The organism is Bradyrhizobium sp. NBAIM08, assembly GCF_020193935.1.
GTDB lineage: Bacteria > Pseudomonadota > Alphaproteobacteria > Rhizobiales > Xanthobacteraceae > Bradyrhizobium > Bradyrhizobium yuanmingense.
In genome coordinates this window covers 252,876-268,563 of the sequence record NZ_JADYVR010000003.1, presented here as the reverse complement: position 1 = coordinate 268,563, position 15,688 = coordinate 252,876, and the positions used below count along the sequence as shown (strand labels likewise).

Here is a 15,688-nt window from a genome sequence, read left to right as displayed (position 1 = left end):
ACTAGCGCATGCCCTTCGAGACCGTCTGGGCCATTTCATCCGAGGCCTGGATGACCTTGGCATTCATTTCGTAGGCTCGCTGTGCCGAGATCAACTCGGTGATTTCCTTGACCGGGTCGACGTTCGAGGCCTCGAGCCATTTCTGGTTGATCTTGCCATAGCCGGCATCGCCCGGCAGACCGACGACCGGCGTGCCGGACGCCGTGGTCTCCTTGTAGAGATTGCTGCCCAGCGGCTCGAGACCCGCTTCGTTGGCGAAGTTGGCGAGGTTGAGCTGGCCGATCTGCCGCGGATTCACTTCCGTGTCGAGCTTGGCAAACACCTGGCCGGTCTGGTTGACGGTGACCTCGACCGTCCCCTGCGGGATGGTGATCGCGGGATCCAGCAGGTAACCGTCGATCGTGACCAGCTGAGCGTTGGCGTTGACGTTGAACGAGCCCGCACGGGTGTATTGCACCTCGTTGTTGGGGCCGAGCACCTGAAACCAGCCACGTCCATTGATCGCGAGATCATAGGGATTGCCGGTCTGCGTCAGCGCGCCCTGGATGTGCAGCTTGCGGATCGCCGCGGACTTGACGCCGAGGCCGAGATTGGCACCTTCCGGAATCGGCGACGAGCCGTTGGTGTTCGCGACCCCCTGCATGCGGTCCATCTGGTAGAACAGATCGGTGAACTCCGCGCGCGCCCGTTTGTAGGAGGTCGAGTTGATGTTGGCGATGTTGTTCGCGATGACTTCGATGTTGGTCTGCTGGGCGTTCATGCCCGTGGCCGCGATGGCGAGCGATTTCACTGGTCCCACTCCTTCAGATCAAATCGACATCCGAACGACTTCCTGGTAGGCCTGGACGACCTTGTCGCGAACCGCGACCGCCGTCTGCAGGGCCTGCTCGGCCGACATCAGCGCTTCCACGACGCGGCGCGTCGATTCCTTGCCCTGCATTGCAGAGATCGATGCCGCCTCGCCCGCCTTCAGCGTCCCGATCGCATCCGACGTCACCTGCTTCATCACCGATTCGAAGCCGACGTCGTCACTGGTCTGGATCGCGGTGGTCGCCGCCGGCGAGACGGCCTGCGTCTCGGTCGCACGGCTCGCGGCTTGCCCTGCGGAAATCGCGGTGGATGAAATCGCCTCAAGCATGGTCAGCTCCTCAAGAGATCGATGGTCATGCCGAGCATGGACCTCACCTGCTTCACGACCTGGAGATTGGCCTCATAGGAGCGGTTGACCTCCCGCATGTCGGCCATCTCGATCATCATGTTCACGTTCGGCAGCTTGACGTAGCCGGCCTTGTCGGCGGCGGGATGCCCCGGATCGTACTCCACCCGGTAAGGCGTGGTGTCGACCCCGATCTCCTTGACCTTCGCGAGCTGTGCGCCCGAGGCGCGATCCATCGCCGCATCGAAGGTGATGGTCTTGCGCTGATACGGATCGGCGCCGGCGGCGCGCCCCGTCGAGGTGGCGTTCGCGAGGTTTTCCGAGACGATGCGCATGCGCGTCGACTGCGCTTCGAGCCCGGAGCTTGCGACCGTCAGCGAGGCGCTCAATGAGTCCAGCATGTCAATTCACCTCAGGCCTTTGCACTCGACAGCACCATGCGGTGAAACGACCGCACGATCGCCGCGTTCATCGAATAGTCGCGATTGACGTCGCTGCCCTTGATCATTTCCTGCTCGAGGCTGACGGAGTTGCCGGAGTGAACCACTTCCCAGCTGTCCTTCTTCGCGGTCGCCCGCGTGTCGGTCTCGGCTGCGGCCAATTGCATGTGCGAAGGCGACGTCGTCGCAAGCCTCACCGGCATGCCATCGAGCACCTTGTTGAACGGCTCGACGTCGCGCGCCCGAAAGCCCGGCGTGTTGGCGTTGGCGACGTTGGCGGCGATGGTCGACTGACGCAGCTCGAGATAGCGCGCCTGCGACGATGCGAGTTCGAAGAGAAAAAGCGGTCCCACGACGGCCCCATTCTGATCCATTCGGGACGAGCCTAGGGCGTTAAGCTTTCGTCAAGCTGTTGCGCGAAGCACCATCCTCGGAAATCTATCGAACGTTCTCGGGCCGCGGCGCCTGCTTGGATTGGAGGAAGTAGATGATCTCGGCAACGGGCCGGAAGAATTCCGCCGGAATCACCTGATCGACCTGGACTGCCTCGTAGAGCGCGCGCGCCAGCGCCTTGTTTTCGATGACGGGGATTCGGTTCTGCTCGGCAATCTCGCGGATCTTCAGCGCGATCACGTCCATGCCCTTGGCCACGACCAGCGGCGCGGCGTTTTCCTCGCGCTTGTAGCGCAGCGCGATCGCGAAGTGCGTCGGATTGGCAATCACCAGCGTCGCGCGCGAGGCCGAGGCGATCATGCGCTGGCGCGAACGGTCGCGCGCCAGCGAGCGCAGGCGCGCCTTGATCAGGGGATCGCCTTCCGCCTGCTTGTGCTCGTCCTTGATCTCCTGCTTGGTCATGCGCAGCTCGCGCCGCCAGTGGAAGCGCGCCCAGGCGAGATCGATCGCAACCAGCACGATGGTGGCGATGCAGATCGCCGAGACGATGCGCATCGCGATGTTGAGGATCATCTCCGGCAGCGCGACCGGGTCGGTGTACATGGCCTCGAACGCCCTCGCTTCGGACGCGCGCAGCACGAAGGCGACCACGGCGGTCACCGCGGCGAGCTTGAACAACGACTTGGCGAACTCGATCAGGCCCTGCGTCCCGAACAACCGCTTCCAGCCGCTGACTGGAGAGATTCGCGACATGTCAGGCTTGATCCGCTCGAGCACCAGGCGCGGCGCGTTCTGCAGCAGCGAGGCCGCGAGCCCGAACACAACCAGGATGACCACCAAGGGTACCAGGAACCGCAGCGCCTGCAGGCCGACCACGGTGAGCAGGTTCTGCGCGTCCGCACCGGTCGAGAGCGGGAAGCCCTCGGGATCGTCGAGCAGGCTCTTCAGCGTCGGCGTCAATTGCTGCACGCCCTGGCCGATCAGGAATGCCTGGATCACCATCAGCGCGGCCATCGAGGCGAAAATGGAGGCCTCCCGAGAGACCGGAATCTTGCCCTGTTCGAGCGCATCGCGGACTTTCTTCTCGGTCGGCTCTTCTGTCTTGCTCTCCTGATCGGATGTTTCTGCCATGCCCGTTCAGCGGTCAGCGGAAGACCAGCCCATCCTCCTGCTCGGGGTTGAGCTCGATTTCGCCCTTCTCCGCGAGGTCGAGTGCAAGGTCGGTGATCACACGGCGCGCCTCGAGCACGTCGCGCTGGTTCGACGGCTCGCCGATCGCGAGCTCGGCCTCGACGACGCGGCGGACGCGCGAGGCGACCGCGGACAGGATCACCTCGCGGAAATGCTTGTCGGTGCCCTTCAGTGCGACCACGATGCGGTCGGTCGGAACCTGGTCGAAGATCATGGTGCGCGCCTTCGGCGCCAGGTTGATGACGTCGTCGAAGGTGAACAACAGCTCCTTTAGCACCTCGGCCGACTTCGGACGCTTCTCCGACAGGCTCTTCAGGATGTCCTCGATGTGGCCGCGCTCCATCTTGTTGATGATGTCGGCGACGCGGGCGTAGGTGTCGGCGCCGAGGTTGCGGGCGAAATTCAGCGTCAGATCTTCGTGCAGCGTCTTCTCGAGGACCTTCATGGCGTCATCAACGATCGGCTTGAGGCTGAGCACGCGCCGCATCAACTCGTTGCGCAGACTCGACGGCAGCTGGCTCATGACCTTGGCGGCGCAGGACGGCTTGACTTTGGACAGGATGAGCGCCGCGGTCTGCGGATGCTCCTTGGACAGGTAGGTGGCCAGCGAATTTTCCGACACCGACGAGACGCGGTCCCACACAGAGCGGCTCGAATTGCCGAGTAGGTCCGTCATGATCGCCGAAACCTGATCGGCCGGAAGCACGTCGCCGAGCACCGCTTCCAGGCCACCGAGGGTGCCGAGAATGTTCGCGCCCATCGAGAACTGCTGGGCGAACTCCTCGACGATCCCCTCGAGCTCCTGCGCGGTGATCGGCCGCAGCTCCGCCGCCGCCTTGGTGACGATGCGGATCTCCTGCGGCTCGAACTGCTGAAGCACGCTCGCCGCCGCCTGCCGGCCCATGGCCAGCAGGAGCGCGGCGACCTTTTCCGTGCCGCCCAGCGTGGTAACGCCTCGCTGCTTGACGGGAGCGATGCCGACCGGTGCCGCCATGGTCAGGTATCACCCTGCCCCAGCGGTCCGACGATCTCCGTGAGTGAGACGCCGAAGCGGGAATTGTCCTCTTCGACGACGACCACCTCGCCGCGGGCGACGATGCGGCCGTTGACGACGACGTCGACGGGCTCCCCGACCCGGTGATCGAGCGGAACCACCGCGCCGCGTCCGAGCTTCATCAGGTTCGCCACCGGAATGGTCGCCGATCCCAGCACCACCTGCATGGTGACGGGAATGCGCAAGATGGCGTCGACATTGGCGAACTTGCCGGTCTCCTCGGCCGTGCGCTGGGCGATCTCGGCCAAGCGTTCCAGCGGTGACGTCTCGGTCTCAGCCGATGCAGGTGCAGACTCGTAGTCGAATGATTGCGCCATATGGTATCGCCTCTTGGTACTTCCGCTGCCGGAGCGCCGTGGCGTTCCGGCCGTATTGCTCTGCCGGTGCCGGCATTCAGTGCTTGTTCAGCTCGGCGGTCGCGGCCGTCGCCGCGGGTGCGAGCCCGCTGCGCGCATCGAGCGCTGCGATCGCCTCGTGAGCCTGGTCGATCTTCGTGCTCAGCACGTTGGCGAGGCGTCCGAGATTCGCCGTGGAATCGTGCGCCGCGGTGATGACCGTGTCGAAGGCACCCGCGGTCTCGTGCATGATGGTTGAGAATTCGCCCTGATAGCTGCGCAGCCGCGCCAGCTCGCGATGCATCCTGGTCACCCGCAGGCTGGTGAAGGCGAGCGCAACCAGCAGCACGATATCAACGAGATAGGATATCATCGACGAACTCCCGCTTCTGATCGACGGGATCTGCCACCTGCATGGCGTAATAGCCGTCGAGCTGGCCGATCTGACACCAGAACAACACCTGATTGTTGCTTTCGAGACGGGCCAGCGTGCGCGGCGTGGCCTCGAGCTCGAGCACCTGCCCGACCTCGAACTTCACGACGTCGCCGAGCGTCACCATCTTCTCGTCGAGGACGGCGCTGAGGGTCACCTCGGTCCGCTGCACCTCGCTTTCCATCTGTTCGCGCCAGCGTGGGTCGGCGGCGCGACCGTCGCTGACGACCACGTGAGCGAGCTTCTGACGCAGCGGGTTGAGCGCGGAGTGCGGAATGATCAGGAACATCTGACCGCCGCGGTAGAGTGCCTGCACCATCATGTTCGCGCAGATCGACATGTTGCTGGCGCGTCCGATCGCCAGCGACGCCATCGCGGTCTCGACACGCTCGACGCGGAAGGTGACGTTGGACGTTCCGGCGAAGGCGCCTTGCAGCGCCTTGGCGAACCGCTCGAACAGCGCCTGGACCAGCCGTATCTCAATGTTCGAGAACGTCCGTTCGACGTCAAGCGGCGGTTCCGCTCCGTCAGAGCCGAACATCGCCTCGACCATCGTGAATACGAAGTCGCGGTCGAGCATGATAATGACGCGCGAATCCCACTGCTCGGCATAGAGCACGGCCGCGACCGCGTTGCCCTCGTAGTCCTTGATGATGTCGCCGAGCGGATCGTTGGTGATGCCGTTGACCGAGAAATAGCAGGGCGTTCCGGCCATCGGCTGCAGGCTGTCGGTGCACGATGCCGCCATGCGATCGAAGATCACATTGAGCATCGGCATACGCTCGATCGATATGCCGGCAGCGTCCAGCAGGTAGTTCGGCAGCTGCTTGCGCTGGTCGACTTCAGCGTCTTCCATCATCATGCGCGCGCCGCCTTGGGTTCAGCGTCGGCAGCGACGGGCTTGGGACCTGCGATCGTCTCGTTCTCGACGACGTCGATCGAGGGACGTTCGCTGCTGGAGATCATCTTGCGGCCGTGCTCGACGGCGATCTGCGGCATGGCACCGTTCATGAACGCCAGCAGCGTCTGCTTGACGATGATGTAGGGCCGGCATTTCTTCTCACGCGTCATCTTGATCTTGATCGCGAAGGGCGAAAGCACGCCATAGGACAGGAAGATGCCTGCGAAGGTGCCCACCAGGGCTGCACCGATAAAGCCGCCCAATAGCTTCGGAGACTGGTCGAGCGCGCCCATCGCCTTGATGACGCCAAGCACGGCGGCGACGATGCCGAGCGCCGGCAGCGCCTCGGACACCGTCACCAGCGCATGATAGGGCGCCAGCTTGCCTTTCACGATGGTATGGATCTCCTCGTCCATCAGTGCCTCGATCTCGTGCGTGCGCGCATTGCCCATGATGATGAGACGGACATAGTCGCAGATGAACTGGAGCAGCGAGGGATCTCCGAGCACGCTCGGGAACGCCTTGAAGATCTCGGAATTCGAGGGGTCGTCGATATGCGCCTCGACTTCGTTGCGCCCCTTGCCCCGCAGCTCGCGCATCAGAGCGTGGAGCGCGCCGAGCAAGTCAAGGTAGTAGCGCTGGCCGGGCACCGCGCCGGTGATGGCCTGCATGCAGGCGACGCCCGTGTCCACCACCGTCTTCCATGGATTGGCCACGATGAAGGTGCCGACCGCGGTTCCCATGATGATCACGAACTCCCACGGCTGCATGAGCACGGCCAGGTGCCCGCCCATGGCGGCAAAGCCGCCGAGCAGCGCCGCTACCGTGATGAAAATCCCCACGAAACTGCCCAACGCGCCGCTCCATCGCCGATCCCACCTGGAATACCTAGTCGGCGACGCTTGCGCGAAGCTGGCTTCGAGGTCGCCAGCCCCGCGCAAGCAATTGGCGGCAGCTTGAAGCGGGGTCGCGACCTGCGGCCAGAGGGGCGCGTGTCATGCTATCCACCATCGCGGACTACACCAGGCTGACCAAAGACATGGGCAAGTCGCTGACGCAGGTCGCGAAGCAGCCGGACGTCAGCCGCGACACCGACTATTTCCTCGGCCATATCGGCAAAGTGAAGACTATCGACGATTTCCTGAAGGACTATCGTCTCTATTCCTATGCGATGAAGGCCTATGGCCTCAGCGACATGACCTACGCCAAGGCGTTCATGCGCAAGGTGCTGACCGAGGGGGTCACGAGCAAGGACGCCTTCGCCAACAAGCTGACCGACACCCGCTACCGGCAATTCGCGACCGCCTTCAATTTCGCCGCACTCGGCGACAAGGCGACCCAGACCGCCGCGGCCACGACCGGCACCGCGACCCAGTACGTCACGCAGACGATGGAGGAGAAGGCCGGCGATCAGAACGAAGGCCTGCGTTTGGCGCTGTATTTCACCCGCAAGGCTTCCACGATCACGACCGCCTACCAGATCCTGGCCGACAAGGCGCTGACGCAGGTGGTGCAGACCGCGCTCGGCCTGCCGTCGACGATCAGCGCGGCGAACATCGACGCCCAGGCCAAGATGATCGCGGACAAGATCAAGCTCACCGACTTCCAGGATCCCGCCAAGGTGACCAAGTTCGTGCAGCGCTTTGCGGCGATGTGGGATGCGACCCAGGCCCGGAACGACAGCTCGACCAATCCCGCGCTGGTCCTGATCGCCGGCGCCGCGACGTCGGTCAGCATGGATACCAACGTGCTCACGACGCTTCAGAACATCAAGTTCAACAGGTAAGTCATGCAATCGGCTCTCTATGTGGGATTGTCGGCGCAGGTCGCCCTCGAAAAGCGCCTCCAGACGATCGCCAACAACGTCGCCAACGTCAACACGGCCGCGTTCCGCACCGACGTGGTGAAGTTCGAGACCGTGCTGTCCAAGGCCGGTCCGACGCCGGTGGCGTTCTCCTCGCCCGGCGACAACATCATCTCGCGCGAGATGGGCAACATTACCGAGAGCGGCAACCCGCTGGACGTCGCCGTGGTCGGCCAGGGCTGGATCGCCTTCGCCGGTCCGAACGGCACGGTCTACACGCGCGACGGCCGGCTCCAGATCGCCCCCAACGGCGATCTTCAGACCGTGAGCGGCTTTCCGATCGTCGATTCCGGCGGCGCGCAGATCACGCTCGACCCGAACGGCGGACCGATCTCGATCGCGCGCAGCGGCGCGATCATCCAGGACAACAACGAGATCGGCACCATCGGCCTGTTCAGCATTCCGGCCGACGCCAATCTCGAACGCTATGGCAATTCCGGCGTGACGCCCGACCGGCCAGTGACCGCCATCGCGGACTTCTCCCGGGACGGCTTCAAGCAGGGCTATGTCGAAGGCTCCGGCGCCAATCCGATGCTCGAACTGACGCGGCTGATCTCGGCATCGCGCGCTTTCGATGGCACCAACTCGATGATCGAGGGCACCGAGAGCTCGCTGCAGAACGCGATCCGGACCCTCGGCGAACCCGGCAAGTAGATTGCGCGCCAAGCGCGCAGGATGAGGTTGGACGGTTTCCTTGAACGCTCTTCGGCAACTCGAGTGGGCGCTGCTGGAGCTTCAGCAGAGCACTCCCCTGGCAAGCGTCAGTGGCGCGATCTCCGAGATCGCGCCGACGCATTTCCGCGTCTCCGGCCTGTCGCGCTTCGTCAGGCTCGGCGAGCTCATCGGCGTCGATTGCGGCGGTAAGCGCCAGATCGGCGAGGTGGTGCGGATCGACAGCGACGGCATCATCGCCAAGCCGTTCGACCGGCAATTTGGTGGCGGGCTCGGCTCGGCGGCCTACCGGATGCCGCCGCTGTCCTTCGCGCCCGATCCGAGCTGGAAGGGCCGCGTCATCAACGCCCTCGGCGCGCCGCTGGACGGACAGGGGCCGCTCACGCAAGGGTCGCAGGCGGTCTCGGCGGAGGCGGAGGCGCCGTCGGCCATGAAGCGTGCGCGCGTGCACAAGCCGCTGCGCACCGGCGTACGCGTCATCGACCTGTTCGCGCCGGTCTGCGCCGGCCAGCGCGTCGGCATCTTTGCCGGATCGGGCGTCGGCAAATCGACGCTGCTCGCGATGCTCGCCCGCAGCCAGGGCTTCGACACCGTCGTGCTGGCCCTGGTCGGCGAGCGCGGCCGCGAGGTGCGCGAGTTCATCGAGGACGTGCTGGGCAACGACCGTCATCGCGCTGTCACAATCGTCTCGACGGGCGACGAAAGCCCGATGATGCGGCGACTGGCGCCGAAGACGGCGATGGCGGTCGCCGAATATTTCCGCGACCGCGGCGAATCGGTCCTGCTGATGGTGGATTCGATCACCCGTTTTGCCCACGCCGCCCGCGAGGTCGCGCTCGCCGCCGGCGAGCCCGCGGTGGCGCGCGGCTACGCGCCGACGGTCTTCACCGATCTGCCGCGCCTGCTCGAGCGCGCCGGTCCGGGCGAGGAGGGATCCGGCACCATCACCGGGATCTTCTCCGTGCTGGTCGACGGCGACGATCACAACGAGCCGATCGCCGACACCATCCGCGGCACGCTCGATGGGCACATCGTGCTCTCAAGGCACATCGCCGACCAGGCGCGCTATCCGGCCGTCGATGTTCTGGCCTCGGTCTCCCGCCTCGCCCACAACGTCTGGGACCCCGAGGAGCGCGAATTGGTGAGCAAGCTGCGCGCCATGATCGCGAAATACGAGGACACGCGCGACCTTCGCCTGATGGGCGGCTATCAGCCGGGACGTGATTCGGGCCTCGACCAGGCGGTCGAGATGGTTCCGCGAATCTACAACGCGATGCGACAGGGCGCATCGGCCCCGCCGAGCGCCGATCCGTTCCGCGAGCTTCGGGACATGCTCAAGGGCGACTGACGGGTGGAGAGGGTGAGGCGCCTGCCGTCCGCCCTGCCCGTGGTTTTCGACAAGAGATTGCGCATGTCGCTACGCTTCCAGCGCATGCGCGTGCACACCGGCTCACCCATTTTCGTCGTGAGCGAATTCGCCGTTCGCGGTGTGCACGAGCTGGCAAGCGCTGTGCAAGCGATCGAAGAGTCTATTCTGCAAGCACGACGGGAACAACCGCCGCGTGCAATTCCAATGAGTTCCCTCGACGATTCCGCGGCAGAACGCACAAGTTGTGGATGACGTGCCGCCAAACGTCATCGTGATGCACAAGCTTCGATCAGTTTGCATCAACGCAAGACAACAACGCGCGTGCAATCAAACTCTCACAATATCGAGTGCATATTACTCGCCGCGCCATGTATTGCGTTCACCATCATGTGTCCCGAACAACGAGATTGCCCTTGAACGTTACATTCGCCTGCCACGACATCCAGCCTGTGAGAGGGTCTCTACTTGATTTTGTTGAGAAGCTCATCCATCGTTTTGGTTGAGTATAAGAAACGTCTGCTTGTGACTTGAACTTTGGGGGCTTCGGTTGAGCTACTCCGATCCACCGTTTGCCGGCGACGGCAACCCGAGCTCCCGCGCGACGACCACGCCGTTGGCATGCCATCAGCGATACGGCTTCTCGCTGCGGACGATGCGACGCTCATCGGCCGAGGTCGGGCGCGGTGCGATCCGCGCCATTGTGCGAGAGTTCGACAGGGCATGCTCGTCTGACACTCAGGGCGCAAAGCGGCTTCGGGACGCCGCAGACGAAGTTCCGGGGACGAGGTAGATTCATGCCATTGGCGCGGGAAGCCGTCGAGCTGCTGGTTCAGGCGGCGCGGGCTTGGTATTTCGAAGGCAATCAGCATGGATTGCGCGATCGGGAATGGATGGCGCTGCGCTTTCTCGGGCGCGCCAACAGGTTTTCGCGCACGCCGTCCGCACTGGCCGGCTTCATCGGCGCCACACGCGCGACGGCGTCGCAGATCGTGAAGACTCTGGAGAGCAAGTCGTTCCTGGTGCGAAAGCCGTCGCATGAGGACAAGCGTTCCGTCGTCCTGCACGTCACGCCGCAGGGCGAGAAATGCCTGAGCCAGCACGACCCGATCAATCACGTGGTCAACGCAGTGACGTCGCTCGGGACCGAGGAGTGCATCAGGCTGCGCGACTCTCTCCGCGAGATCCTCAATCACCTCGATGCTGCCCATCAGCGGCTCGAAGCGAGCATCTGCCGGGACTGCATGTTTCTCGCAGAGCGCGGGCCGGGCACCGGCAAGGGGCGTGGAAACGCCGAATTCATGTGCCGGCTCTATCGTGCTCCGATCTCGCTCGAGGAGACCGAGCTGCTCTGCACCAGCTTCGAGCGCACGCGTGACCGCCCCAAGATCGAGCAGCATCTCGACCGCGAGCGCATGGCGAGCCAGGGCTGAGGCCGCCAAGAAGCGGCGCTCCATCAACGTCATTGCGAGCGAAGCGAAGCAATGACGGAGTATGAGGCGATAGCTCGCTCTCCGAGTGACGGCTGTCATTCCCCGCGAAGGCGGGGAATCCAGTACGCCGCGGCCTCTGCATTGAACAACTGTCGTCTCGGAGTACTGGATCGCCCGGTCAAGCCGGGCGATGACAGCGAGTGTGTGGTCGCAGACGTGCATATTCATTCTCGCGACTGATTTCGCCCGAGCTTTGCTTCGTCTCGCCGCCCTCATCGGCAAGAGGGCGCAGGGAAGACCGGGTGCTGACATCGCACCCGCGGTCCGCTGCGCAAAACGCACACGCAGAAAACCGCACAGCAGCATACAGGTGGTGCCGATCACTCGGCCTTCCCTGCGCGATGGTCGGACGGCTTATGCCGCGCTCTCCCGGGAGCCGAGTTCCTTCTGGCCTCCCTCGCCCTCACGGAATTCACCGGCCTCCGCGCCGGTTGACGCGAGATGCCGCCTCCGCAAGAGCTTGACCGTAGCAACGACGGCCAGGACCACACGGTTTTGCCGTACGCACGGCCCGCCATTTCGCCGCAGTATTTCTAGCTCCGTCGACGAAGCCGGAAACTTACAGACGAGACGAGACCTAGCAGCGCCGTTCGTCCGCGCGCGGCCGCGAGCTCACCGGGGACTACCCTCCCTGCCCGCACCTTTCGCGCCCGACGCTGCCGCGTCCACCGCAAGCCCGGCTCGCGACAATGACGACCTCATGATCGCCCCTCGAGATTGAGCCGGGATGACCGACACATACGACAAATCCGAATTTCGGTAAAGAAGAATATCTTTGCTTCACTGGGTTGACACGAGACCGAAACAGGCCGCCAGGCTGGCCCTCGAACCCGCGGGGACCAGACGCACTCTTGTATGCATTATCCCAGTTGCCATTCCCCTGCGCTTCGCTTTACATGCCCTCAACTGCCCCGCGGAACGGCCGGGGCCGGAAAAATCACACAGATTTCCAGGGGACGGAGCATGGCGCGCAACATATTGATTCTTGGGGCTTCTTACGGCTCCCTGCTGGGCACGAAGCTGCTGATGGCCGGGCACAACGTGACCCTGGTCTGCCGCGCAAAGACTGCGGAGCTGATCAACCGCGACGGTACCGAGGTGCGCATTAAGCTACGCGACGAGGCGGTGCACCGGGCGATCTTCTCGCGCAACCTCCCCGGCAAGCTCGATGCGGTCACGCCGGCCAATGTCGACCTCTCGCGCTACGATCTGGTCGGCCTCGCGATGCAGGAGCCGCAATACACCAACCACACGGTGCGCGTCCTCATGGTCAAGATTGCCGCGGCGAAGCTGCCGTGCCTGTCGATCATGAACATGCCGCCCCTGCCCTACCTGAAGCGGATTCCGGCACTCGCCGACATGGATCTCGAGGAGGCCTACACCAATGCGCAGGTGTGGGAGCGGTTTGAGCCCGGGCTGGTGACGCTGTGCTCGCCCGACCCGCAGGCCTTCCGGCCGCCGGAAGAGGCCGCCAACGTGCTGCATGTCGGCCTGCCCACCAACTTCAAGGCGTCGGTCTTCGCCGACGAGAAGCACAACAAGCTGCTGCGCGAGCTGGAGGCCGACATCGACGCGGTGACGCTCGACGGCCACGACGTGCCGGTGAAGCTGAAAGTGTTCGATTCCCTGTTCGTGCCGCTGGCGAAATGGTCGATGCTGCTGACCGGCAATTACCGCTGCATCACGCCGAACGAGCCGCAGTCGATCCGCGACGCCGTGCACGGCGATCTCAATCGTTCGCAGACGATCTACGACCATGTCGATGCGATCGCCCGCCGCCTCGGCGCCGATCCGCAGGACCAGGTGCCGTTCGCGAAGTACGCCAAGGCCGCGGAGAGCCTGCTCAAGCCGTCATCGGCGGCGCGCGCGGTCGCGAGCGGTGCGCCCTTCATCGAACGCGTCGACCTGCTGGTGAAGCTGATCTCGCATCAGCTCGGCGTGCCCAACGCCGAGATCGACCGCACCGTCGACACCGTGGACCAGAAGCTGAACGAGAAGATCGTGCAGGGCGGCTCCGGCGCGCAGTAGCGCCGCTCCCACCGAGGTCCGCTCAGGCAACCAGGAAGGATTGCAGCCAGATCAGGCCGGTCACGGCGACCAGCGTAACCGCGCCGGTGCGCGTGACGAGGTCAGGGCGCCCGAGGCGACGGGCGCCGCGGCCGAGCGTTGCGCCGAGAATGATCCACGCGGCGCCGGCGGTGAGAATCTGCAGCACGATCACGCCGAGCCACGGCAGCAGTTCGAGCGGCCCGGCCCCAAGCGGCAGCAGCAGGAACGCGAAGACCAGTGCTTTCGGGTTGAGCAGCGTCGTCAGCAGCACCTGGCCGAACGTCACCGCAGCGCCGTCGCGCAGCTCGCGCGTATTGACGCGCCAGAGCATGACCGCGAGGCACAGGATGTAGATGGTCACGGCGACGCGGAGCAGCAGCGCCGCAATCGGGATGTCGCTGATGACCGGACCGAGCGCCAGCCGCAGCACCGCGATCGCCAGCAGATAACCGCACAGCTCCGCGGCGAGCAGTGGAAGGGAGCGCAATACGCCGGCTCCGGCCCCTGATGTCGCAAGCAGGGTGTTGGTCGGCCCCGGTACCGCCAGCAGGAAATAGGTCGCCGTGAAGAAGGTCAGAAAGGTCATACGGCCAGATAGCAGCTCTCGAACCCGTCGATCTTGATCTGCGTCATTTGGCGAGCGATGGCGATCTGCACCATCTTCCCCGAGCCGAGGCCGTTCGGCACCGGGTTCCTGCCGCTCACGGCGAATGCTTTCCGTTTTGGCGTGGGCAACACCGCCTGATTCGCGCTGGAGCGCTCGACGCGCCGCGGCTGGATTGATAAGCCGCTGTCCGCGAATGACGGACTTTGAGTCGGGGACATGACGGTTGCGATCGAGATGGGGCAGACCACGGCAGGCGCCGCGGCCGCCATGGACCTCGAGGAACTGCTGGCGACCCGTCTCCTGGTGCAGGGCAATTCGGGCTCCGGCAAGTCGCATCTCTTGCGGCGGCTGCTGGAACAGAGCGCGCCCTGGGTGCAGCAGGCCATCATCGATCCCGAGGGCGACTTCGTCACGCTGGCCGAGCGCTTCGGCCATCTGGTGATCGAGGCCGAGGATCACACCGAGCGCGGCCTTCAGGTCGCGGGCGAGCGGGCGCGGCTGCATCGCGTCTCCACCGTGCTCAATCTCGAAGGGCTGGATGCCGAGAACCAGATGCGGCGCGCGGCTGCCTTCCTCGGCGGGATGTTCGACGTCGACCGTGATCATTGGTACCCGATGCTGGTGGTCGTGGACGAGGCGCAGCTGTTTGCGCCGGCGGTGGCGGGCGAAGTCTCGGACGAAGCACGCAAGCTCTCGCTCGGCGCCATGACCAATTTGATGTGCCGCGGCCGCAAACGCGGGCTTGCCGGCATCATCGCAACCCAGCGCCTGGCCAAGCTCGCCAAGAACGTCGCGGCCGAAGCCTCGAACTTCCTGATGGGCCGCACGTTCCTCGACATCGACATGGCGCGCGCCGCCGACCTGCTCGGCATGGAGCGGCGGCAGGCGGAAGCCTTCCGCGATCTCGAGCGCGGCCAGTTCATGGCACTGGGACCTGCGCTGTCGCGCCGGCCGCTGCGCCTCAACATCGGCCCGACCGAGACCAGCCCGCGCAATTCGACGCCGCGGCTGATGCCGCTGCCGGAAGCCACGCTTGAAGATGCCCGCGCGGTCATCCTCGCCGCACCGCCGCCCGATGCCAGCCGGCCGCAGCGACGGCCGGCTCCGGATCTGCTCGAGCAGCTTCGCGCGGCGAAGGCCGCCGCGGTGCCGGAGATTCGGCTAGAGGCGGTCGAGACTCCCGTCAGTGCCGAAGAGCTCGCCGAGCGGCGCGAGCGCGTGGATCGCACGCTGCGTGCCGTGATGGCCGAGCCCGATGCCGGCTTCCGCGCCATCGGCGTGCTCTATCAGGAGTTCGTGGTTCGCTGCCGCATCGAGGGGTTAGGGGCGGCGGTGCCCGATCTCAACGAATTCCGTCGCATGCTGACGCATGCGCGCGCCGGGCTCGGGACGGATCTCACCGAAGACGACGCCTGGCAGGACGTGGCGCTGCGCGCCTCGATCCTGCCCGACGACATGCAGGGCGTGTTCATGATGATCGCGCGCGCGGCGAAGGAAGGCTGGCCGTGCCCCGGCGATGCCGCGATCGCCCGCGCCTACGGCTCGCACTCGCTGCGCCGCGCGCAGCGCCTGCTCAGCTACATGGAGGAGCAGGGCCTGATCGTCGTCCAGCTCGACGGTGGCGGCCGCCGGATCGTGACGCTGGTGGAGCTCGCCTGGGCGACCGCGCCGGGCGATCCCAACGGCGATGATCAGCCGGCGGAGCAGGTCGCGAGCGCGGCGTCGGCTTGATTG

The 15,688-nt window shown here is 64.9% G+C and carries 18 protein-coding genes; 6 read left to right on the top strand and 12 right to left on the bottom strand.

What is annotated here, in order from left to right:
- Window position 1: 1 nt before the first annotated feature.
- From flgG to motA, 10 genes are all read right to left on the bottom strand, one after another.
- Window positions 2–790 carry a flagellar basal-body rod protein FlgG gene (gene flgG, locus I6F37_RS12145; RefSeq protein ID WP_036006992.1) on the bottom strand — a complete coding sequence of 263 codons (789 nt, stop codon included), beginning with the start codon at window positions 788–790 and terminating at the stop codon, window positions 2–4.
- An 18-nt stretch (window positions 791–808) separates the two neighbouring features.
- Complete coding sequence (locus I6F37_RS12140; protein ID WP_036006990.1) at window positions 809–1,138, bottom strand: flagellar hook-basal body complex protein FliE; 330 nt, start codon at window positions 1,136–1,138, stop codon at window positions 809–811.
- Between the two features lie 2 nt (window positions 1,139–1,140).
- Window positions 1,141–1,557, bottom strand: a complete 417-nt coding sequence (gene flgC, locus I6F37_RS12135; RefSeq protein ID WP_036006988.1) for a flagellar basal body rod protein FlgC — start codon at window positions 1,555–1,557, stop codon at window positions 1,141–1,143.
- A gap of 11 nt (window positions 1,558–1,568) precedes the next feature.
- Window positions 1,569–1,970 (bottom strand): flagellar basal body rod protein FlgB, encoded by a 402-nt coding sequence (flgB, locus tag I6F37_RS12130; RefSeq protein ID WP_225151318.1) that lies wholly within the window; start codon window positions 1,968–1,970, stop codon window positions 1,569–1,571.
- 64 nt (window positions 1,971–2,034) lie between these two features.
- Window positions 2,035–3,120: a flagellar biosynthesis protein FlhB gene (gene flhB, locus I6F37_RS12125; RefSeq protein ID WP_036027429.1), complete on the bottom strand. Its 1,086-nt coding sequence runs from the start codon at window positions 3,118–3,120 to the stop codon at window positions 2,035–2,037.
- A gap of 13 nt (window positions 3,121–3,133) precedes the next feature.
- Window positions 3,134–4,174: a flagellar motor switch protein FliG gene (locus I6F37_RS12120; RefSeq protein ID WP_036027431.1), complete on the bottom strand. Its 1,041-nt coding sequence runs from the start codon at window positions 4,172–4,174 to the stop codon at window positions 3,134–3,136.
- 2 nt (window positions 4,175–4,176) lie between these two features.
- The gene (gene fliN, locus I6F37_RS12115) at window positions 4,177–4,551 is read right to left on the bottom strand and encodes a flagellar motor switch protein FliN (protein ID WP_036006979.1); all 375 of its coding nucleotides are present in this window, start codon (window positions 4,549–4,551) and stop codon (window positions 4,177–4,179) included.
- Window positions 4,552–4,627: 76 nt separating this feature from the next.
- Complete coding sequence (locus I6F37_RS12110) at window positions 4,628–4,942, bottom strand: hypothetical protein (RefSeq protein ID WP_036006976.1); 315 nt, start codon at window positions 4,940–4,942, stop codon at window positions 4,628–4,630.
- Entirely contained in the window at window positions 4,923–5,864 is a 942-nt protein-coding gene (locus I6F37_RS12105) for a flagellar motor switch protein FliM (RefSeq protein ID WP_036006973.1), read from the bottom strand. Before I6F37_RS12105 ends, I6F37_RS12110 begins: the two co-directional genes overlap by 20 nt.
- On the bottom strand, window positions 5,861–6,757 hold the full coding sequence (motA, locus tag I6F37_RS12100) for a flagellar motor stator protein MotA (protein WP_036027433.1): 897 nt from the start codon (window positions 6,755–6,757) through the stop codon (window positions 5,861–5,863). Before motA ends, I6F37_RS12105 begins: the two co-directional genes overlap by 4 nt.
- A 143-nt stretch (window positions 6,758–6,900) precedes the next feature.
- Here motA and I6F37_RS12095 point away from each other — a divergent pair, with 143 nt between their 5' ends.
- From I6F37_RS12095 to I6F37_RS12075, 5 genes are all read left to right on the top strand, one after another.
- Window positions 6,901–7,689: a DUF1217 domain-containing protein gene (locus I6F37_RS12095; RefSeq protein WP_036006968.1), complete on the top strand. Its 789-nt coding sequence runs from the start codon at window positions 6,901–6,903 to the stop codon at window positions 7,687–7,689.
- A gap of 3 nt (window positions 7,690–7,692) precedes the next feature.
- Window positions 7,693–8,421 (top strand): flagellar basal-body rod protein FlgF, encoded by a 729-nt coding sequence (flgF, locus tag I6F37_RS12090; RefSeq protein WP_225151316.1) that lies wholly within the window; start codon window positions 7,693–7,695, stop codon window positions 8,419–8,421.
- 40 nt (window positions 8,422–8,461) lie between these two features.
- Window positions 8,462–9,787 carry a flagellar protein export ATPase FliI gene (fliI, locus tag I6F37_RS12085; protein WP_036006962.1) on the top strand — a complete coding sequence of 442 codons (1,326 nt, stop codon included), beginning with the start codon at window positions 8,462–8,464 and terminating at the stop codon, window positions 9,785–9,787.
- 815 nt (window positions 9,788–10,602) lie between these two features.
- Window positions 10,603–11,238: a MarR family winged helix-turn-helix transcriptional regulator gene (locus tag I6F37_RS12080; protein WP_036006959.1), complete on the top strand. Its 636-nt coding sequence runs from the start codon at window positions 10,603–10,605 to the stop codon at window positions 11,236–11,238.
- A 1,023-nt stretch (window positions 11,239–12,261) separates the two neighbouring features.
- Window positions 12,262–13,326 carry a ketopantoate reductase family protein gene (locus tag I6F37_RS12075; protein ID WP_036006955.1) on the top strand — a complete coding sequence of 355 codons (1,065 nt, stop codon included), beginning with the start codon at window positions 12,262–12,264 and terminating at the stop codon, window positions 13,324–13,326.
- Window positions 13,327–13,348: 22 nt separating this feature from the next.
- Here I6F37_RS12075 and I6F37_RS12070 read toward each other — a convergent pair whose 3' ends face one another.
- Both I6F37_RS12070 and I6F37_RS45535 read right to left on the bottom strand, forming a co-directional pair.
- Window positions 13,349–13,933 carry a LysE family translocator gene (locus tag I6F37_RS12070; protein WP_036006951.1) on the bottom strand — a complete coding sequence of 195 codons (585 nt, stop codon included), beginning with the start codon at window positions 13,931–13,933 and terminating at the stop codon, window positions 13,349–13,351.
- Entirely contained in the window at window positions 13,930–14,052 is a 123-nt protein-coding gene (locus tag I6F37_RS45535; protein ID WP_276324960.1) for a hypothetical protein, read from the bottom strand. The genes I6F37_RS12070 and I6F37_RS45535 overlap by 4 nt, the downstream gene beginning before the upstream one ends.
- Window positions 14,053–14,170: 118 nt before the next feature.
- On the opposite strand from I6F37_RS45535, the gene I6F37_RS12065 reads away from it, so the two are divergent.
- Window positions 14,171–15,685, top strand: a complete 1,515-nt coding sequence (locus I6F37_RS12065) for an ATP-binding protein (protein ID WP_036006945.1) — start codon at window positions 14,171–14,173, stop codon at window positions 15,683–15,685.
- Window positions 15,686–15,688: the final 3 nt, after the last annotated feature.